Origin of the sequence: Streptomyces sp. CBMA291 (assembly GCF_014596525.1) — a bacterium.
Classification (GTDB): domain Bacteria; phylum Actinomycetota; class Actinomycetes; order Streptomycetales; family Streptomycetaceae; genus Streptomyces.
Genome location: NZ_MSJP01000022.1, coordinates 1 through 19259, shown reverse-complemented (window position 1 = coordinate 19259; position 19259 = coordinate 1). Strand labels below are relative to the sequence as shown.

The window sequence follows — 19259 nt, the reverse complement described above, 5'->3', positions numbered from 1 at the left end:
CGCCTTCCGGCCGCTGAACCATCTCGTTTTGCATCGCCCGATGCAGAATGGGTAGCATGATCGTATGGCGAGGCCGAGATCATTCGATGAGGACCAAGTCCTGGATGCTGCGATGCGCACGTTCTGGGCGAAGGGCTACGAGTCGACCTCGACCAGGGATCTGTGCGAGGCGCTCGGTCTGGACCGCAGCAGCTTGTACAACGCCTTCACCAACAAGTGCGGGCTGTTCAAGCGTGCGCTCACGCGCTACATGGACGTCACCACTGCCAACCAGCTGAGGATCCTTGACAATCACGAGGTGCCGGCGACCGAACGGATCCGCGCGCTTTTCGACGAGATCCTCCAGGTGGAGAGGGAGAACCGGCGCAACGGATACGGCCTCGGCTGTCTGACCGTCAACACCACGACGGAGCTTTCCGGCCGCGACCAGGAGATCGCCCTGATGCTCGACCGCAACACCGAGCAGCGGGTCGCCGGCCTGAGCGCCGTCATCGCGATCGGGCAGCGCGACGGAGACATCGGCTCCGTCCGCGATGCCACCGAACTCGCCAGGTTCATCAACGCCGTGATCGCCGGGATCCGGGTGGCGGCTCAAGGCGGCGAGGACGACGACGCCATCGCGGCCATCGCGGCTACGGCCATGGACGTCCTGGCCTGACCTCTGCTTTTTTCATACCCGAGTTCTACACCGAACGATGCAAAATCGCGGCCACGGCCACGGCCACGGCCACGCATGCCCTGGCCTGACCTCTGCTTTTTCATCTCCAAGTTCTACACCGATCGATGCAAAAGGAATCCCCTTGCCCAGAGCCATCTACGTCCTGGCCATAGGCATCTTCGCCATGGTGACCAGCGAGTTCGCCGTCGGCGGCCTGATGCCCGAAATGGCAGGCGCGCTCGGCGTGACCATCTCCCAAATCGGCTATCTGATCACCGCGTTCGCGGTGGCCATGACGGCGGGCGGACCGCTGATGACCGTGGCACTGGCACGGATACGCCCGAAACCCGCACTCATGCTGCTGTTCGCGGTCTTCCTGGTGGGCAATGTGCTCGCGGCTGTCGCGCCCTCCTACACGGTCATGGTGGTCGCGCGCGTCATCACCGGCATCGCCTCCCAGGCGTTCTTCGGAATCGCCATCTCGGTGGCGGTCCAGCTGAGCCGCCCAGAGGTACGCGGCCGCGCCCTCGCCATCGTCTTGAACGGATTGACGCTCGGCACCCTGCTCGGGCTGCCGCTGTCCACGCTGATCGGCGGGCACTTCGGCTGGCGTGCCGCCTTCTGGGCCGTCGGCGCCCTGACCGTCATCGCCGCACTCGCCACGATGGCGGGCGTTCCCAAGCTTGAGCGCAGTAACGGCAACGGCAACTTCAGGCAGGAGCTGGCCGCTTTCAAGAACGGCCGGCTGTGGCTGGCACTGTCGACCAGCACCCTCATCATCGGCGCGACCTTCGCCGCCTTCAGCTACATCAGCCCGATCCTCACCGAGGTCACCGGGTTCGCCTCGGGGGCCGTCCCCCTCCTGCTCGTCGCGTACGGCGCAGCCACCGTGGTCGGGAACTACGTCGTCGGACGCCTGGCCGACAAGCACACCATCACCGTCCTGCTGTCCGGACTGACCCTCAACACGATCTTCCTGGCCGCGTTCGCGGTATTCGCCCATCTCCGCGCCCCCGCAGTGATAGCCCTGATGGGCATCGGGCTGGTCGGGGTGACCATGAACCCGGCGATGACCGTACGCGTCCAGCGCGTGGGCAATGCGGGGTCGCTGGTCAACACTGTCCACGCCTCCTGCATCACCCTCGGGGTGATCATCGGGTCCTCGGTCGGCGGGGTGATCATCAACAGCTTCGGGCTGCGGGCCACCCTCTGGCTGGGCGTCGGGCTGGCCATACTCGGGATAGCGTCAGTCCTGCCCGACCTGGGCCGCACCAAGGCGCAGCCGTCGACGGAGAGCCTCGCCGAGGAGCACGTCGAAGCCGTCCTCACCTCCTGAACGCCGCGCGGGCCGAGTCCGGTCGAGTCATGCCCGTGAGCATGCGTTGTTCCGCGACCGGACCAGGTTCCTGATGAAGCGGCAGGCGGCGTCGGCCGCTTCATCGGCGTACTCCTCGATGCCGGGCCGCGCCCGCTCCGCCAGCTCCACGGAGGGCCGTCGGAAACCGCGCCGGGACGCCGGTTCGGCCGAAGGTGCCCCCGTACGAGTGCGCGGCGGCCGTGGTGTCCGCGCTCGGTCTGGAGTGCCGCCCGGCGCCGCGTACGCCGGTCAGCGTTTCACTCACAGGGGGGCGACCCGGGTAGTACGGGGCGTGCGCGCTGTCTGCGCTCGCGCCTCCGCTCTCACCCTTCAGGTGGTTTGCCCCCGCCCCGCTTCCGGTGGACGACTCCACGCGCTGTCATGGCCACCTCCCCTCACATCCGAGGGGACGGGACTCCCGGTCTCCTTCACCCCCCCCGAAAGGACCGTCCCATGCACGCCGTCAAGCGCACTCTCGCAGCCCTCTCCCTCGCCCTCCCTCTGCTGATCGGCTCCGCCGGCCTCGCCGCCGCCGACACCGTCCTCACGACGGGCGCGACCACCAGCGTCGGCGCCGGCGGGGTGTCGACCGGCACCTTCACGTCGTTCAGCTCACCGGTCGGCACCTCCGGCATCACCTTCGAAAGCTTCTCGGACACCTTCGTCGGTCCTGCGGGCATCGACACGAGCCAGGGCACCACCGTCACCCTCGGCAGCTGAGCCGGGCGGGCGGCTCGATCAGGCCGCGAGAAGGCCCGCAGCGCCTGGGTGAGTCGGCCCACGGCGCCGTGGGGCCGCGCTATCTGCTTCAGGCGCCGGGCCCGGTACGGCTTGTCCTTCACGGGTCAGACCTGCGAGGACGCCTGGACGCCTGCCGCGGCCCTGTTCTCGTATCGCTACGGCCGTGTGGTCCAGGCTCAGGCGCGCTGTGCCCAGTCCTGGTCCAGGCGGTCGGTCAGACCTGCGGCGGCGAAGGCTGCCTCCAGCTCGTCGCGGCCCTCGGTGAAGTGGGCCCAGCTGTCGTGATGGACCGGGACGACACGGCGGGCGTCAAGAATGCGGGTGGCCTCGGCGGCCTGGGCGCTGTCCAGGACGATCAGGTCGCCGTCGAAGAGCATGGGGAAGCGGGGTGCGCCGGCGAACAGGAGGGCGGTGTCGATCGGGGCGAATCGCTCGGCGATCTCCCTGACCGCGTCGAGCGAGGCGTTGTCGCCGCTGACGTAGACCGTCGGCAGTCCCTCGCCCGTCAGGACGAAGCCGACGACCTGGCCGGCGAAGGGCTCGATCTCCTCACGCGCTCCGGGGCCGTGGATGGCAGGAACCCCGGTCACGGTGATGGTGCCGCCGCCCGGACGCTCCAGCTCGGTCGACTCCCAGTCGGCCAGGCCCTTGGCCTTCGCCCCGAGGCGCTTGCCGCCGCCGGGTGTGGTGAGAGTGAGGGGGACGTCGGCGAGCAGGGCGCGGCCGGAGGTGTCGAGGTTGTCGGCGTGTTCGTCGTGGGAGAGCAGGACCACGTCGATGGGGCCGAGGTCGGCAGGGGCGGTGGTGGAGGAGGCGGTCTTGGTCAGGGTCGGGCCGCCGGGCGAGGCGTAGTCGCCGGGGCCGTCGAAGGTCGGGTCGGTCAGGAAGCGCAGGCCGCCGTACTCGAACAGGGCGGTCGGACCGCCGAACGTGCGGACCGGGAACTGGCTGGCGTTGAGCTGGGACATCACATCTCCATTTCTCACGAAAAACACCCACAGTTAACGTGATTCCAAGCTAGGCAGGCATCACGGAAAAACGCAAGCGCTACCATGAGAGATATGGACGACGCCCTGGCCGCCAACGTGGCACCAACCACTCTGCCCCCGGCACCGGGTGCCGACCGGTACCGCTCCCTGGACTTCGCCGACACCGCCGCCACCCTGCCCGCCGGTCAGAGCTACGACCTGCTCGCCGCCCCGGAATCCGCCATGCGCTGGCTCGTCGCCCACGACCTGACCACCCCGGACGTGCAGCTGTACGAGGTGTGCGCACAGCGGATGCGCACGCTGCGCGCCCACATCCGCGCCCTGTTCGCCGCCCGCGTCGACACCACCACCCCGCCCGAGGAATCCCTGCGCGCGGTGAACGAGACCCTCACGGCCGTGCCCACCGCCCCCCTCCTCGCCTGGGACGGGGCCCAAGGGCTGCGCCGCGTCCAGGCGCACCCCACCGACCAGGCCGTCAACCACGCACTGGCGACCCTCGCCGCCGACGCCGCCGATCTGCTCACCGGTCCCGACGCCGACATCCTCGCCGCCTGCGGATCAGCCCCCTGTGACCGGTTCCTCCTGCGCACCCACGGCCGGCGCCACTGGTGCTCCACACGCTGCGGCGACCGCGCCCGCGCCGCCCGCGCCTACGCCCGGCGCAGCGGCGCCTCGGACTGACGCACCACCCCCAGGGCCGCCCACGGCCTGGTCCTGGAGATGCTCGCCGGTCCGCTGCCCGGCACCTACGACCCGACCGGGCCGGGCGAGCTGCTGTTCGCGTTCTTCGCCGCGATGGCGGAGAACGAGCGGGAGGACATCCGCGAGTCCACCCCGGATCCAGCCCGGTCTGATCATCCCCACCGGCAAGCGCAAGGGGCAGAGCCCCTCCGTCGCCGGCGCCTACGGGGCGCTCGCCGAACACGCCAAGCGCGAGGCGCACCCCGAGGCCGTCGAGCAGGCCCACACCGACGTCGCCGCCCTCCGGACCGGCGACGTTCCCCGCCCCCCGGACACTCAGCGCCCCCGCTTCCCCGCCCCGGGCTCCGCCCCCGTCCCCCCGATCAACCGGCACACCGTCTCGATGTCGATCTTCACCTGGGCGATCGACGCGCGGCCGGAGAGCCAGGTGATGAGGGCGGAGTGCCAGGTGTGTTCGATCACCCGGACCACCGAGAGCTGGGCCGGTGTCGGGTGTTCCGCGCCCATCGCGTCGAGGATGATCGCGGTCGTCAGCCGGGAGACCGTGTCGACCTCGGGGCTCACTCCCCGGTCGGCGAAGGTCAGCGCCCTGACCATCGCGTCGGCGAGCTGCGGTTCCCGCTGGAGCGCGCGGAAGGCCCGCATCAGGGTCTCCGCCACCCGTTCGGCCGGGTCCGCCCCGGCGGGGGGCCGCTTCCGGAGGGTGGCGTGCATGTGCTGGAGCTGGTCCTGCATGGTGGCGACCAGCAGATGGATCTTGGAGGGGAAGTACCGGTAGAGCGTCCCCAGGGCCACTCCGGCGGCCTCGGCGACCTCCCGCATCTGCACGGCGTCGAAGCCGCCCCGGGACGCGAGCCGCGCGCTGGCGTCGAGGATGCGGCGGCGGCGCGCTTCCTGGCGCTCGGTGAGGGGCGGCGTCGCCGCTCTGTGGTCTGCGGTCATGAGGTCCCGTTCCGTGCGGTGGGGAGCGACAGTATGGCGCTGCGGGTGCCATGGCGTGAATCACCCGTACCGGCTCTCACGCCGTGGCGCGAATCACCCGTTCCGGCTCTCACCACGGAGCTACCTGCCGGTAGATTCTGTCCTCCTCGGGGGGATCGGGACGTACGGTGACGATCAGGCCGGGCGCGTGTCCGATGAGGCCGGACGGGTCCGTGTCCGATCAGGCCAGACGGGTACGTGAACGACCAAGTCTGTAACTTGTTCTAGATTAGCGCGAGCGGTTACGCTCCGGCCAAACGCACGCTCGAAGGGGGTCGCGATGACCGCGGAGGCCATGGAGGCAAGCCCCCGACAGGGCGTCGCCGCCGCAGATGACGAACCGTTGCGGATCGCTCTCCTCACTTACAAGGGGAATCCTTTCTGCGGTGGTCAGGGCGTCTACGTCCGCCACCTCTCGCGCGAACTGGCCCGCCTCGGCCACCACGTGGAGGTCATCGGCTCCCAGCCGTACCCGGTCCTCGACGAAGGCGTCCCGCTCACCGAGATTTCCAGCCTCGACCTCTACCGCTCGCCGGACCCCTTCCGGACCCCGAAGCGCGAGGAGTACCGGGACTGGATCGACGGTCTCGAAGTCGCCACCATGTGGACCGGCGGCTTCCCCGAGCCGCTCACCTTCTCCCTCAGGGCCCGCCGGATGCTCGCCGCCCGCCGGGGCGAGTTCGACGTCGTCCACGACAACCAGACCCTCGGTTACGGGCTCCTCGGCGGTCCCCGCGCCCTCGGCGCCCCGCTGGTGACGACGATTCACCACCCGATCACCGTCGACCGGCAGCTGGAGATCGACGCCGCCGCCGACTGGAAGCGCCGCGCCTCCGTCCGCCGCTGGTACGCCTTCACCCGGATGCAGAAGCGGGTCTCCCGCAGGCTGCCGTCCGTCCTCACCGTCTCCGGCACCTCCCGCCAGGAGATCGTGGAGCACCTCGGCGTACGGGAGGACCGCATCCGGGTCGTCCACATCGGCGCCGACACCGACCTCTGGTCGCCGGACCCGGCGGTCGCCGAGGTCCCCGGGCGGATCGTCACGACCTCCAGCGCGGACGTCCCCCTCAAGGGCCTGGTCCATCTGATCGAGGCGCTGGCCAAGCTCCGTACGGAGAACCAGGACGCGCATCTCGTCGTCGTCGGCAAGCGCGCCGAGGACGGGCCGGTCGCCGCCGCGATCGAGCGGTACGGCCTTGACGGCGCCGTGGAGTTCGTCAAGGGCATCAGCGACGCCGAGCTGGTGGACCTCGTGCGCTCGGCCCAGGTGTCGTGCGTGCCGTCGCTGTACGAGGGTTTCTCGCTGCCCGCCGCCGAGGCGATGGCCACCGGCACCGCCCTGGTCGCCACCACGGGCGGCGCGATCCCCGAGGTGGCGGGGCCCGACGGCGAGACCTGTCTCGCGGTGCCGCCGGGCGACGCGGGGGCACTGGCCGGGGCGCTGGGCCGGGTCCTGGGCGATGCCGAGCTGCGCTCCCGGCTCGGCGCGGCGGGCCGGGCGAGGGTCCTGGACCGCTTCACCTGGGCCAGGGCCGCCCGGGGGACGGCCGAGCTGTACCGGGAGGCGGTCGCCGCCCAGGCGCGCGGGGGCGCTCGATGACACCCGCCCACCCGCACCCGGGCGGCGACGCGCGCCCGGCGCCGGGCGAAGACGCCCGCCCGCGTCCGGCGCGTCCAGGCGGCGGGACCCCGCACCCGGGCGGCCACGCCCGCCTCCACCCCCTCTCCCCTCGCGAAAGCAGGATCCCGTGCTGACCGTCGACTTCACCCGCTTCCCGCTCGCCCCCGGCGACCGTGTGCTCGATCTGGGCTGTGGTGCGGGTCGGCACGCCTTCGAGTGCTACCGGCGCGGAGCCCGGGTCGTGGCGCTCGACCGGAACGCCGAGGAGATCCGCGAGGTCGCCAAGTGGTTCGCGGCGATGGAGGCGGAGGGGGAGGCGCCCGCCGGGGCGACCGCCACCGCGATGGAGGGCGACGCCCTCAACCTGCCGTTCCCGGACGAGTCCTTCGACGTCGTCATCATCTCCGAGGTGATGGAGCACATCCCCGACGACAAGGGGGTGCTCGCGGAGATGGTCCGGGTCCTCAAGCCGGGCGGCCGGATCGCGGTCACGGTTCCCCGGTACGGCCCGGAGAAGGTCTGCTGGACGCTGTCGGACGCCTACCACGAGGTCGAGGGCGGTCACATCCGCATCTACAAGGCGGACGAACTCCTCGCCAAGATCCGGCAGGCGGGTCTGCGGCCGTACGGCACCCACCACGCGCACGCCCTGCACTCGCCGTACTGGTGGCTGAAGTGCGCGTTCGGCGTGGACAACGACAAGGCGCTGCCGGTCCGGGCGTACCACAAGCTCCTGGTCTGGGACATCATGAAGAAGCCGGCCCTGACCCGGGTCACCGAACAGCTGCTCAACCCGGTGGTCGGCAAGAGCTTCGTGGCGTACGCGACCAAGCCCCACCTCCCCAAGGCCGCCGTCCCCGAGGCCGACGTCCCCGAGACGGACGTCCCCGAGGCCGACCTGTCCGAGACGGACCTGCCCGGTGCCGGTCTCTCCGAGTCCGGTCTCCCCGAGGTCGATTCCCGGTGACCGAGCGGATCGCGGAGCATCTCGTCCTGCCCGGGGTGCTCACCGCCGAGCAGGCGGCGCGGACCGTCGCGGGCATCCTCGCCGCGCAGCGCGCGGACGGCGCCATCCCCTGGTTCCGGGGCCACCACCTGGACCCCTGGGACCACACCGAGGCGGCCATGGCCCTGGACGCGGCCGGTGAGCACGAGGCCGCCGCCCGCGCCTACGCCTGGCTGGCCCGGCACCAGAACGGCGACGGCTCCTGGTTCGCCGCCTATCACGACGGCGACCCGGAGCAGGTCACCGACCGGAGCCGGGAATCCAACTTCGTCGCCTACATAGCCGTCGGCGTCTGGCACCACTATCTCTCCACCGGGGACGACGCCTTCCTTGACCGGATGTGGCCGGTGGTCTACGCGGCCGTCGAGTTCGTCCTGGGGCTCCAGCGGCCCGGCGGGCAGATCGGCTGGAAGCGGGAGCCCGACGGCACCCCGGTCGAGGACGCCCTGCTGACCGGCAGCTCCTCGATCCATCAGGCCCTGCGCTGCGCCCTGGCGATCGCCGAGGCGCGCGAGGAACCGCAGCCCGACTGGGAGTTGGCGACGGGGGCGCTCGGGCACGCGATCCGGCGCCATCCGGAGCGGTTCCTCGACAAGTCGCGCTATTCGATGGACTGGTACTACCCGGTGCTCGGCGGCGCGGTCACGGGCGCCGAGGCGAAGGCCAGGATCGAGGGGTCCTGGGACGCCTTCGTGGTCCCCGGGCTCGGGGTGCGCTGCGTGGTCCCGAACCCGTGGGTGACCGGCGGCGAGAGCTGTGAACTGGCCCTGACGCTCTGGGCGATGGGGGAGTCCGACCGGGCGCTCACGATCCTCCAGGACCTCCGTCATCTGCGGGCCGGGAACGGCATGTACTGGACGGGGTACGTCTTCGAGGGCGAGCCTGCGGTCTGGCCGGAGGAGCAGACGACCTGGACGGCGGGTTCCCTGCTGCTCGCGGTCGCGGCGCTCGGCGGCGAGCAGGCGACGGTCGCGGTCTTCGGCGGCGACTGCCTCCCGCGGGGCCTGGAGCCGGACTGCTGCGGGGAGCGGACCGGCGGGTAGCGGGGGCGGGGACGGCGATTCCGTTCGAATCGCCGTCAACTCCCTTCTCTGGAACCACTCCTGGGTGTTCTTGCCAGCGTGATGCTCATGTGACTTTCTGGAGTCAGACGACGACCGCCCGTGGTGTGCGGTCGTCGAACGGTGAAGGGATGACGATGAGCACTACCCAAGCGGGGGCCACGAGCGGCGAGGACTCCGCCCCGCCCATCGGCACGATCGCGGGGACCGGGCTCCCCGGCTTCAAGGGGGAGAAGGAGCCCGCCGTGGCCGCCCAGCTGAACCTTCCCTACGAGGTCGTGGTGGACGCCACCGGCGCCCTCTACGTCTCCGACTACGAGAACCACCGGGTCCGGCGGATCGCGACGGACGGGAGGGTCAGTACGGTCGCGGGGACCGGGGTCAAGGGGTTCGGAGGGGACAACGGGCCTGCGGTGTCGGCCCAGTTGAACGGCCCGCGCGGGGTGGCGGTGGACCGGGAGGGCGGCCTCTACGTCGTCGACGGGGGCAACCACCGGGTCCGGCGGATCGCGCCGGACGGGAGGATCACCACGGTCGCCGGATCGGGCGTCGCGGGCTTCGCCGGAGACGGCGGTCCCGCCACCGCCGCCCGGCTGAACCTCCCGATGGGGGTGGCCGTGGACGGCGCCGGAGCGCTCTACGTCGCCGAGTACCACAACCACCGGGTCCGGAAGGTCACGCCTGACGGGAAGATCGCCACGGTCGTGGGGAACGGCACGGCGGGGTCCAGGGGTGACGGCGGTCCCGCGGCTTCCGCCCAGCTGAACCGCCCGTACGGGGTGGCGGTGGACGGCGAGGACGCGCTCTACGTCGCCGACGCCGAGAACCACCGGGTCCGGAAGGTCACGGCGGACGGGAAGATCGCCACGGTCGCGGGCACGGGCGTCGCGGGCTTCGGCGGTGACGGCGGTCCCGCCGCCTCGGCGCAGCTGAGCTTTCCGCTGGCTGTCGTGGTGGACGGCGACGGCTCCCTCTACATCGCGGACCACCGCAACCACCGGGTCCGGAAGGTCACGGCGGACGGCAGGATCGGCACGGTCGCCGGTACGGGCGTCGCGGGCTTCGGCGGTGACGGCGGTCCCGCCGCCTCGGCGCAGCTGAACAAGCCGCTGGGGCTCGCCGTGGACAGCGTCGACACCCTCTACGTCGCGGACTACGGCAACCACCGGATCCGCCGGGTCGCCTCGGCGAGGATGGCCGGTCTGCCCGACTCCGGCACGGTCGTCTCCTGGGCCAACGTCCGGAGCAGGCTGCGGATGTCGGTCCTGCGCGAGTCCACCAAGGACGGCGCCGAGATCCACCAGTCCCTCGCCGCCCCCAGGGACCACCAGCGGTGGCGCCTCGTGGTGGCGGGGCAGGAGGACGGCGAGGTGCTGTACGCGATCGAGAACGTGCGCAGCGGCAAGGTCCTTGAGGTCGTCGGCGCCCAGCGGATGGACGGCGTGCCGGTGGCGCAGCGCGCCTACGAGGGCGGTGGCGCCCGCCATCAGCAGTGGCGGCTGATCCCGGTCGGCGCGGCGGCGGAGGGCGCTCCCCGGGTGTACGAGATCGCCAACCGGAACAGCGGACTGCTCCTGCGGATCGACACCAACGCCCGGACACCGATCAGGCAGTACGGGGCGGAGGGCGACCACCGGGACCGGCAGTGGCAGTTGCTGCCCGTGTGACGCACGGGAGGGGGGTGGGGACGGTCTCGTCCCCACCCCCCTCCCGGCGGCGCGTGCGCTACTTGGCGCCGGACGGCTTCTCCGCTTCGGGCTTGGCCGCCTCGGGCGCGTCAGGCGTCTTGGGCGGCTTGCCGAAGTCGCTCTTCTTCGGCATGCCTTCCAGGTTCTCGTCCTTCTGGAGACCGCTGTGCTCCGTCACCGTCGTACTCGACTCCCGCATGCCGGCGGACGCCGCCCGGGACACCGAGCCGGGGTCCTGGGCGTAGCGGGCTTGCGTGCCCGCCGATTCCTGGGTGGTCTGGATGAAGGAGCCGAGGAAGCCCAGGATGGCCCGTGCCTCGGGGGACTGTTCCTGGACGGTCTTGGCGCGGGAGGAAGCCCCGTGGATCGCGCTGTCGAACAGGCTCGTGCTCGTGTCGTCGTACGTCTCGTCGTCGGAGTCCTCGAAGTCGACGCCCGCCCCGGGCTGTGGCTTGGCGGCGCCGGTGGTCACCGAGAAGAGGCCCGCGCCCTTGCTCGCGAAGCCGAAGATGTTGTCGAACGTCATGCTGGTCACCCTTGGTCGTCGTCATGGGGCGGTGCCGCCCGTCCGGTCAGGGCTGCTTGTGCAGCTCCCGGTCGCTGCCGGTCAGGCTCTCGCCGTCGAACATCGTGTGGTGGACCTCCAGGGCGGAGACGACCTCGGCCAGTCCCTTCATCCGGAAGCCGGCGCCGCCGCCCAAATCGATGTCGCCGATGTCGCGGGCGACGACCTGGGCGAGTCCCGGATACGTCCCGGACTGCGGGGGAGAGAGGACCGCCACCGGCACGTCGTACTTGACCGCGATCAGTCCGGAGAAGGTCACCGGGATCTCGTAGACGTACTGCTTGCGGGTGCGCCGCTGGGTCGCGAGGGTGCCGATCCGCGTGTTCGGCGGGATCTCGCCGGAGATCTGCGAGTTCGACGCCCACCCGGTGGTCAGGGTCCCGCCGACGGAGGCGGTGATGCCGAGGGCCAGTTGGGCGTTGAGGGTCGCGTTGCCGGTGGCGCTGCCCTGGGTCGTGAACGCCGCCGTGCTCTCCACCGAGTTGGCCGCCGAGTTCGTCGCCGAGTTCTTCACGCCCGTCTCGGTGGCGTTGGACGTGTCCACCCCGATGTCGTCTTTGCTGTTCTCGTTGGTGGTCGTGGTGGTGTTCTTGTTCTCCAGGTCGTTCTGGAGCTGTGTCTGCAACTGCGTCTGGAGGGCCACCTGGAGCTGCGCCTGCAACTGGAGCTGGAGTTCCGCGCTGACGCTGCCGCCGAAGGTGAGCTGGGCTTCGCCCTGGAGCGACCAGGTGACCGCGTTCGACACGGTGAACTCGACCGAGTCGGTGAAGGTCATCGTGGAGGTCAGGCTGCGGTTGACGTAGCTGCGCGAGGAGAACGTCTCGGGCGGCGGCTGGCTGATGTTCCCGCGCTGCTCGATCAGCGGTTCGCCGAGATTCATATAGGCGAGCCAGCCGAGTTGGTGGGCGGTTCCGGGGAAGGCGCCGAAGCTCGATTTGTTCACGGAGAACCCGACGGGCTTGTGCTTCACGCCGTAGTCGTCGACGTAGACCAGATTGGGATGGTCCAGGATGGACCGCCAGGTCTGCTCGATGTCGAGTTCCCGTAGGTTCTTCTTCGTCAGTGGCTGGCGCTTGGCCTGTTCCAGGTTGTACGCGTTGGAAGGCATTCCCCGTCCTCGGCTGATCCGGTCGAACTGTCTCGATGAGTCGAGCTGTGTCGATTGAAATGAAGGCAGAAACCTGCGCATGCTCGGGAAATCGAAGCTAGCACGGGCCTGATTGCCTGGGGAGCGGGTTCCGGGCATCTTGCCCGATCGGGTGATTAAATCTCGGCGAGACCTCTCGAATAACCGGGTTTGAGGGGTTTTTATTCGTTCGCGCATTCGCTTCCGAGGGTTTTTGGGCAGGGTGTGATTGGCCCTGCCGGAAATCCGCGTGATAGACCACTGAGCCGAGTGCCAGAAGTGTTGTCCTCTTCATTCAGAAGCGTCAGAACCATCAGCAGCATCAGAAGCAGGTGAGGTTTCCGCGATGTACACCCAGGAACGCACGGCTATGGCGAATATGGTGGTCGGCGGCCCGGTGGCGGTGAACGGCTACGACAACGCGATCGTGGCAGCACTGCTGGAGAACCGGCCGGTCATGCTCGTCCACGCCTTCAACGGCGGCTATCTGCGCCCCGCCGAGCTGAAGGAGGAGAGCCACGACAAGGGGGTCAAGCTGGCCACCGCCCTCGACCCGGCCACCAAGGAGGCGCAGGGCCACCTCTGGTACATCACGCCCGGCGGCTTCTTCGGCCAGCGCCCGCTGTACTACCTCGAAAGCGCCGCAGGCCAGGTCACGCCCAAGCCCGCGGGCACCGGCGGCGGCACAGGCGGCACCGGCGGTACCGGTGGCACCGGCGGTGACGCCGGTCGCGGCGACGACGGCACGCCCAAGCCCCGGCGCAGGCGGATCGCCGTCCACCAGGAAGCCCCGAAGAGCCCCACCGACACCGTGCAGGTCGGGCTTCCCGACAAGGTCGGCGAGAAGTGGCGGGGAAGGAACGGCGCGCCCGAGGACACCCAGCTCTGGGTGGTCACGGTGACGCCGTGGGGCGGGATCACCTTCGTGCCGATCACCCACCCGGACGCCATCCTCGGCTTCAAGGACCACGCGGTGACCGCCGACGCCGAGGTGCGCCTCACCCACAACTGGGGCGGCGACTTCACCGGGACGGTCATCAACACCTTCTACCCCCGGCTGCCCAGCGAGTGGAGCGTCCCGTACCACCACGTCTTCACGTGATCCATGGCCACCGCCGCGCCGAACCCGTCCCGAGCCCACGCCCGTAACCGCCAGGAAGGGGCAGCCCGATGCCCGTGCCCACGGAAGAACTGAAGCTGGAGATCGTCAACGCCGCCACGGGGCAGCCCCTGGGGCTCCCCGCGGCGCCGAGCACGGACGGCGCGCTCGTCGTCCGCGACGTCCCCGAGGGGGGTCCGCGCCCCGGGCGGTGGCGGCTCGTCCCCGTGCCGACCGCGCGCGACGGGGAGGACGAACCGGCGTACGTGATCCGCGAAGCGGTCGGCGGCAAGGTCCTCGACACCCCCGCCGTCAAGGGGGGCGCGGTCCGTCAGGGAGCCGCCGCCGACGGTCGGAAGAGTCAGCAGTGGCGGCTCGTCCCCGTCGAGGGGGAGGCGGGTCTCCATGTCATCGAGGGGGTGGCCGACGGCACCGTCCTCGATCTCGCCGAGCCCGGCGAGGGCGGCACCCGGGTGGTGCTGCGCGAGCACGACGACGGGGCGGCGAGCCAGCGGTGGCGGTTCGTCCCGGCGGAGCCCGAGCGGATCGCCGATCCCGTGCTGCGCTGGGAGCCGCTCGACCACTGGAACGGGCGCCGGTCCTGGCGCCTCGCCCCCTCCGCCGCGCTGCGCCCTGCGCCCGGCGCCACCCCTTCCTTCAGCGATCCGCTGCTGGTCCTGGAGGGGTTCGGGAGCGACGAGACGGCCGGCGGGTGGAAGAGCGAGGGGGGCGACCGCCCTCCGGTGGGGCAGCCCGGCTGGTGGGCGGGGGCCGGTGCGCGGTTCCTCGCCGACACCGAGGGCGCGAAGCGGGCGGACATCGTGGCGCTCAGGAAGGGGAAGGGGGCGGTGACGGCGTCCAGCAGGGGCGACGGCACGTTCGACGAGGAGGAGCGGGTCCTGTACCGGCCCGTGCTCTCGCCGAGCCCCGCCGATCTGTGGACCCTGGCGGACGTGACCGGCGACGGCAGGCCCGATGTCGTGGTGCTCGCCGCCGACGGCGTCCTGGTCTCCCCGCAGGGGGAGGACGGGACGTACGGGCAGGGGGCGCCGGTCGTCAAGGCGTTCGGCCACGGCGGGCAGGCGGGCGGCTGGCTGACCGACCGGCACCCCCGTTTCCTCGTGGACACGACGGGTGACGGCAGGCTGGACGTGGTCGGCTGTCACGACGAGGGGGTGTGGATCTCGCGTCAGGACGAGGAGGGCAAGTTCGCCCCGCTCGGCGACGAGCCGGCCCTCCGCGCGTTCGGGCACGGCGAGAAGGCGGGCGGCTGGCTCGTCGACCGGCATCCCCGTTTCCTCGCCGACACGACGGGTGACGGCAGGCTGGACGTGGTCGGCTGCCATGACGACGGGGTGTGGGTGTCGGTCCAGGACGAGGAGGGCGCGTTCGCGGAACCGCTGTACGTCCTGGACGACTTCGGCGCCGATCAGGGGTGGGGTTCGGCCAGGGAGCACCCCCGGTTCATGGCGGGGCTCTCCGAGGGCGGGGCTTCGTGGCTCGTCGGCTTCGGTCCGCAGGGCGTCGTGGTGTCCCGGGCGCGCGAGGACGGTACGTTCGCGCGCTCGCGGCTGGTCCTGAACGACTTCGGCACCGCCCAGGGCTGGTCGGGCGAGCGGCATCCGCGCTTCGTCGCGGACGTCACCGGGGACGGCACCCCGGACCTCGTCGGCTTCGGCGACCAGGGGGTCTGGGTGGCGCACGGTCTCGGCGACGGGCGGTTCGAGCAGGCGCGCCTGGTCTGCCGGGGCTTCGGCTACGCCGAGGAGGCGGGCGGCTGGCGGGTCGACCGGCATCCCCGTTTCCTCGCGGACGTCACCGGGGACGGGCGCCTCGACCTCGTGGGCTTCGGTGGCCCCGGGGTGTACGTGGCCCGGAACCTGTTCCGCCGGTTCCGGACGCGGTAGCCGGGGCGTACGGCCAGGGAGGGGGCGCCCGGACCCGTTCGGGCGCCCCCGCTGGCGGCCCCCCGTGCGCCGGGTGACGCTGGCCGCATTCGGTTCCCAGGGAGGTCTCCTCGTGCCCAGAGGTCTGTCGCGCGGTGTCGTGGCGCTGCTGATGTCCTGTTTCCTGCTGCTGACCACCGCCGCCTGCGGGGGGAGTGGTGACGAGGCCGTGCATACGGGCACGGGTGTCGCCGCGACCGCGTCCCCGTCGCCGACCGGTACGTTCGAGCAGCAGCGGCTCGCCAAGACGCGGTTCGTGGCGAACGCGGGGCTCGCCGCGGGAGCCGCGTACCAGTGGATCGTGAAGCCGTACCGCGCGGGCAAGTTCACCAAGGGCGCCGACGGCCGCACGTTCGCGCTGGTCAAGGCGGGTCTCGCGGGTGCCTTCACCTACAACAGGCTCAAGGCGGCCGTGCACAACGCCGAGGGCGACCCGACGCTCTCGAAGGCCCTCGCGCCGCTCTCCGCCGGGATCGAGTCGCTGAAGGACATGGGGACCAAGCTCCGCAAGGGCGAGGCGGGCGCCGGGGACGTCGGCGCCTTCGAGAGCGTGATCAACAGCGTCAAGGACGCGGGGAAGAGCGCGGGCGCCGAGGTCGTCGACAAGGTGCCGAGCGCCTCCCAGTTGGGGAGTTGACCCCGGGGCGCGCCATCGCCGAAGTCCGCTGCGGCGGGCGTCGAGCCGAACCCCCTTGCCCGTCCGGTCAGTTCGTCCTGCCCCTCCGCACCTGGCACCCACGCATCCCCGCGGGGTAAGCAAGAGGGTCTGACGAACTCACACTGGAGGTGGCTCCTTTGAGCGATCCCGAGAACGCTCACCTCGACAGGGCCGGTGGCGGACGTACGCCGGCCAGGAAGCAGTCGTTAGCCGGGTCGGCGGCACCGAACGTTCTGCTGGGCCTACAGGCCACGGCCGGGAACGCCGCCGTCGTCCAGATGCTCCGCCGGGCCGGCCACGCCTGGGCTCAGCCGGAGCAGCACCAGCACGGTGCGGGGTGCGGTCACCAGCGGGCCGAGCAGCCTGCCCAGCAGCCCGCCGTGCAGCGTTCCGAGGTCCACGATGTGCTGCGCACCCCCGGACGCCCTCTGGACGCCGCCACCCGCACCGACATGGAATCCCGGCTCGAAGCGGACTTCTCCGACGTGCGCATCCACAACGACAGCGCCGCCAAAGCCTCGGCCGCAGAAGTCGGGGCCCGCGCCTACACCTCGGGTCACCATGTCGTCATCGGCGAGGGAGGAGGCGACAAGCACACTCTCGCCCACGAGCTGACCCATGTGATCCAGCAGCGGCAGGGGCCGGTGGCGGGCACGGACGACGGCTCGGGTCTGCGCGTGAGCAACCCGGCCGACAGCTTCGAACGGGAAGCCGAAGCCAACGCGCGCCGTGTCATGTCGGGCGGGTCGGCGGTGCTCGGCGTGCAGCGTCGCGAGGCGACTTCGCTCGCGCCGTCGGATGCGCCTTTCGTGCAGCGCATTGAATATCCGGAGAATCCGAGCGATATGCTGGGCCAGTCTTTCTGGCAAGGAGCGGCCGGAGGGGCGGTCGCGGTGAGGAACGCCCAGAAGACACTGAAGAAGGTGCTCCCGAAAGGGCAGCCGAGAAGGCTGGACAACATAGTCGGCGGTGTCGCCAACAGGCTTCTGGCGCAATTGGCCGGTGAAACAAGTTCCGGGGCCCTGAAGCTCTATCGGGCGATGAATAACGAAGAGGCTGAAGCGGTCCTGGCGTGGGCTCAGGAGAGCAAGGTCGCCAGTGAGGAATGGGTCAGGGGAAATCCGGCGGGCAACTCTGCGGGGTGGCGTGGGGCGGAAGGTACGGGCATCATTCCGGTCGGAAGCCACCTGGGTGACCTGAGGCAGGCTCATGAGTACATAAGGGCCGGTCGCATGCTTGAGTTCGAACTGAAGCCCGGAGCCCATAAATTCCTCTTCTCCCCGGAGTACGCCGCACTGGCGCCCGTGGGGGATGCGACGGCTGCCATGCACAAGGCGTATTCGCCGGGGAAGGGCGACCCCGTTCATTCGGCCGGAAACGCCGGCGAAGGAAACCTTGGCGGCTACATAGGGATCAAGGCGGAGCAGCACGGTTATTTCAGCGTCAATCCCGGTAAGGCGACGGAGCAGAGCGACGGAAGCTGGGCCGGGGGACCGGGGCACCTTCTCTTCCAGATGTTCCTGGCGAGCGTGCGGGATGTGACGGAGACCTATCAGGAGGGACTGCTGCCGAACGCGCCGAGAACGCGACCGTAGTGCGGTCCTAGGCGTTCAGCTCGGCGAGGAGTCGCAGGGTGTCCGGGTCCGGTGCCGTGACCAGGAGGTCGGTCACCGGGCCCTGCCGCCAGCGGTCGAGCCGGGCGGCGATCCGTTTCCGGGGGCCGGTCAGGGAGATCTCGTCGGCGAAGGCGTCCGGCACGGCGGCCACCGCCTCCTCGCGCCGCCCGGCGGCGAACAGCTCCCGGACGCGCCCCGCCTCCTTCCCGTAGCCCATCCGTCCCATCAGGTCGGCGTGGAAGTTGCGGCGGGCGTGTCCCATGCCGCCGATGTAGAAGCCCAGCATGGCCTTGACCGGCAGCAGCCCCTCCGCCACGTCGGCGCAGAGCCGGGCCCGGACGAGGGGGGCGACGAGGAAGCCGGCGGGCAGGGTCTCCGGGAGGGCGTAGACCTCGGACCAGCGGTCGGGGGTCCAGTAGAGCGGCAGCCAGCCGTCGGCGAGGGCGAGGGTCTGCGCGATGTTCCCCGGTCCTTCGGCGCCGAGGAGGACGGGCAGGTCGGCGCGGAGCGGGTGGGTGATCGGCTTGAGGGGCTTGCCGAGTCCGGTGCCGTCGGGTCCGGTGTACGGGTGGGGGTGGTGGCGTCCTTCGAGCCGTACGGGTCCCTCGCGGCGGAGCACCTGCCGGACGACGTCCACGTACTCGCGGGTGGCGGTGAGCGGGGAGCGGGGGAAGGGGCGCCCGTACCAGCCTTCGACGACCTGCGGTCCGGAGAGCCCGAGCCCGAGCAGGACGCGCCCGCCGGAGAGGTGGTCGAGGGTGAGGGCGTGCATGGCGGTGGTGGTGGGCGCGCGGGCGGCCATCTGCGCCACGGCGGTGCCGAGCCGGATGCGGCTGGTGTGGGCGGCGAGCCAGGTCAGTGTGGTGAAGGCGTCGGAGCCCCAGGCTTCGGCGGTCCAGACGGAGTCGTAGCCGAGCCGTTCGGCTTCGCGGGTGAGGTCGAGGGCGGTGGGGGAGGGGCCGCGGCCCCAGTAGCCGAGGGCGAGTCCGAGCCGCATGCCCGCGTCCTTTCTGACGTACCGTCAGGTGTGGCGCGGACTGTACGCCACGGCTCGCGCGGCCGGAAGGGCCCGCGCCCATGAGAAGCCCCTTACGCCGACGGCCCCCCACCCGGAGGTCCTCCCCGGGTGAGGGGCCGTGCGACGAAGGAAGGGACGGGCGGGTCAGCCGCGCTGGATGCCCGTCGTGTCCTGGAGGACGCCTCGGCGTCCGTCCTGCGTCTGGGCCACCAGAGCCTGGCCGCGCTGCTCGACGGCGAGGTACCAGGTGCCGGGGGCCAGCTCGGCGATCTGCGACGGCGAGCCGTCCTCCGCGTACAGCGGGCGGGCGACGGGCACGGCGAACCAGAAGGGGGAGAACTCGGCGGCGGACTGCGCCGGGGCGGGCTGCGGCTCCGGCGCGCGGTCCGCCTGCGGCTGCGGCTGCGGGGCGGCAGCGGCGGCGGGC

General features: G+C 71.0%; 17 protein-coding genes and 2 pseudogenes. 12 read left to right on the top strand and 7 right to left on the bottom strand.

The annotated features are described in order from the left end of the window. Window positions 1-112: 112 nt before the first annotated feature. The 3 genes from BU197_RS05810 (at window position 113) to BU197_RS05800 (ending at window position 2735) form a co-directional block, all read left to right on the top strand. Window positions 113-658 (top strand): TetR/AcrR family transcriptional regulator, encoded by a 546-nt coding sequence (locus BU197_RS05810; protein ID WP_262928231.1) that lies wholly within the window; start codon window positions 113-115, stop codon window positions 656-658. 142 nt (window positions 659-800) lie between these two features. After that, the gene (locus tag BU197_RS05805; protein ID WP_188267121.1) at window positions 801-1994 is read left to right on the top strand and encodes an MFS transporter; all 1194 of its coding nucleotides are present in this window, start codon (window positions 801-803) and stop codon (window positions 1992-1994) included. 474 nt (window positions 1995-2468) lie between these two features. After that, on the top strand, window positions 2469-2735 hold the full coding sequence (locus tag BU197_RS05800; protein WP_188267120.1) for a hypothetical protein: 267 nt from the start codon (window positions 2469-2471) through the stop codon (window positions 2733-2735). Between the two features lie 197 nt (window positions 2736-2932). Here the strand turns inward: BU197_RS05800 and BU197_RS05795 are convergent, their stop codons facing one another. After that, complete coding sequence (locus tag BU197_RS05795) at window positions 2933-3724, bottom strand: MBL fold metallo-hydrolase (RefSeq protein ID WP_188267119.1); 792 nt, start codon at window positions 3722-3724, stop codon at window positions 2933-2935. An 84-nt stretch (window positions 3725-3808) separates the two neighbouring features. Here BU197_RS05795 and BU197_RS05790 point away from each other — a divergent pair, with 84 nt between their 5' ends. Continuing rightward, window positions 3809-4426 carry an ABATE domain-containing protein gene (locus tag BU197_RS05790; RefSeq protein ID WP_411158446.1) on the top strand — a complete coding sequence of 206 codons (618 nt, stop codon included), beginning with the start codon at window positions 3809-3811 and terminating at the stop codon, window positions 4424-4426. A 336-nt stretch (window positions 4427-4762) separates the two neighbouring features. On the opposite strand, the gene BU197_RS05785 is transcribed toward BU197_RS05790, so the two are convergent. After that, a complete protein-coding gene (locus BU197_RS05785; protein ID WP_188267117.1) occupies window positions 4763-5389 on the bottom strand; it encodes a TetR family transcriptional regulator in 627 nt (208 codons plus the stop codon). Window positions 5390-5708: 319 nt separating this feature from the next. On the opposite strand from BU197_RS05785, the gene BU197_RS05780 reads away from it, so the two are divergent. From BU197_RS05780 to BU197_RS05765, 4 genes are all read left to right on the top strand, one after another. Then, the gene (locus BU197_RS05780; protein ID WP_188267116.1) at window positions 5709-7028 is read left to right on the top strand and encodes a glycosyltransferase family 4 protein; all 1320 of its coding nucleotides are present in this window, start codon (window positions 5709-5711) and stop codon (window positions 7026-7028) included. 148 nt (window positions 7029-7176) lie between these two features. After that, on the top strand, window positions 7177-8016 hold the full coding sequence (locus BU197_RS05775; protein ID WP_317452207.1) for a class I SAM-dependent methyltransferase: 840 nt from the start codon (window positions 7177-7179) through the stop codon (window positions 8014-8016). Next, window positions 8013-9098 (top strand): prenyltransferase, encoded by a 1086-nt coding sequence (locus BU197_RS05770; RefSeq protein ID WP_188267115.1) that lies wholly within the window; start codon window positions 8013-8015, stop codon window positions 9096-9098. Before BU197_RS05775 ends, BU197_RS05770 begins: the two co-directional genes overlap by 4 nt. A 155-nt stretch (window positions 9099-9253) precedes the next feature. Beyond that, on the top strand, window positions 9254-10783 hold the full coding sequence (locus BU197_RS05765) for an RICIN domain-containing protein (RefSeq protein ID WP_188267114.1): 1530 nt from the start codon (window positions 9254-9256) through the stop codon (window positions 10781-10783). Between the two features lie 58 nt (window positions 10784-10841). Here the strand turns inward: BU197_RS05765 and BU197_RS05760 are convergent, their stop codons facing one another. Continuing rightward, the gene (locus tag BU197_RS05760; RefSeq protein WP_188267113.1) at window positions 10842-11330 is read right to left on the bottom strand and encodes a hypothetical protein; all 489 of its coding nucleotides are present in this window, start codon (window positions 11328-11330) and stop codon (window positions 10842-10844) included. Window positions 11331-11376: 46 nt separating this feature from the next. Beyond that, on the bottom strand, window positions 11377-12477 hold the full coding sequence (locus BU197_RS05755; RefSeq protein WP_188267112.1) for a hypothetical protein: 1101 nt from the start codon (window positions 12475-12477) through the stop codon (window positions 11377-11379). Between the two features lie 364 nt (window positions 12478-12841). Here BU197_RS05755 and BU197_RS05750 point away from each other — a divergent pair, with 364 nt between their 5' ends. The 3 genes from BU197_RS05750 (at window position 12842) to BU197_RS05740 (ending at window position 16177) form a co-directional block, all read left to right on the top strand. Beyond that, window positions 12842-13597 carry a hypothetical protein gene (locus BU197_RS05750; RefSeq protein ID WP_188267111.1) on the top strand — a complete coding sequence of 252 codons (756 nt, stop codon included), beginning with the start codon at window positions 12842-12844 and terminating at the stop codon, window positions 13595-13597. Window positions 13598-13665: 68 nt separating this feature from the next. After that, on the top strand, window positions 13666-15501 hold the full coding sequence (locus tag BU197_RS05745) for an FG-GAP-like repeat-containing protein (protein WP_188267110.1): 1836 nt from the start codon (window positions 13666-13668) through the stop codon (window positions 15499-15501). Window positions 15502-15652: 151 nt separating this feature from the next. Next, the gene (locus BU197_RS05740) at window positions 15653-16177 is read left to right on the top strand and encodes a hypothetical protein (RefSeq protein WP_223183379.1); all 525 of its coding nucleotides are present in this window, start codon (window positions 15653-15655) and stop codon (window positions 16175-16177) included. Between the two features lie 263 nt (window positions 16178-16440). On the opposite strand, the gene BU197_RS31250 is transcribed toward BU197_RS05740, so the two are convergent. Continuing rightward, on the bottom strand, window positions 16441-16599 hold the full coding sequence (locus BU197_RS31250) for a hypothetical protein (protein WP_317452208.1): 159 nt from the start codon (window positions 16597-16599) through the stop codon (window positions 16441-16443). Here BU197_RS31250 and BU197_RS05735 point away from each other — a divergent pair. Then, window positions 16579-17019 (top strand): annotated as a pseudogene (locus tag BU197_RS05735) (DUF4157 domain-containing protein); the annotation flags it as partial. The gene BU197_RS31250 and the pseudogene BU197_RS05735 sit on opposite strands and share 21 nt — an antisense overlap. Before the next feature lie 781 nt (window positions 17020-17800). On the opposite strand, the gene BU197_RS05730 reads toward BU197_RS05735, so the two are convergent. Beyond that, window positions 17801-18811, bottom strand: coding sequence for an LLM class F420-dependent oxidoreductase (locus tag BU197_RS05730; RefSeq protein ID WP_188267108.1), 1011 nt, complete (start codon window positions 18809-18811; stop codon window positions 17801-17803). Between the two features lie 165 nt (window positions 18812-18976). Next, a pseudogene (locus tag BU197_RS05725) lies at window positions 18977-19259 on the bottom strand (hypothetical protein); the annotation flags it as partial.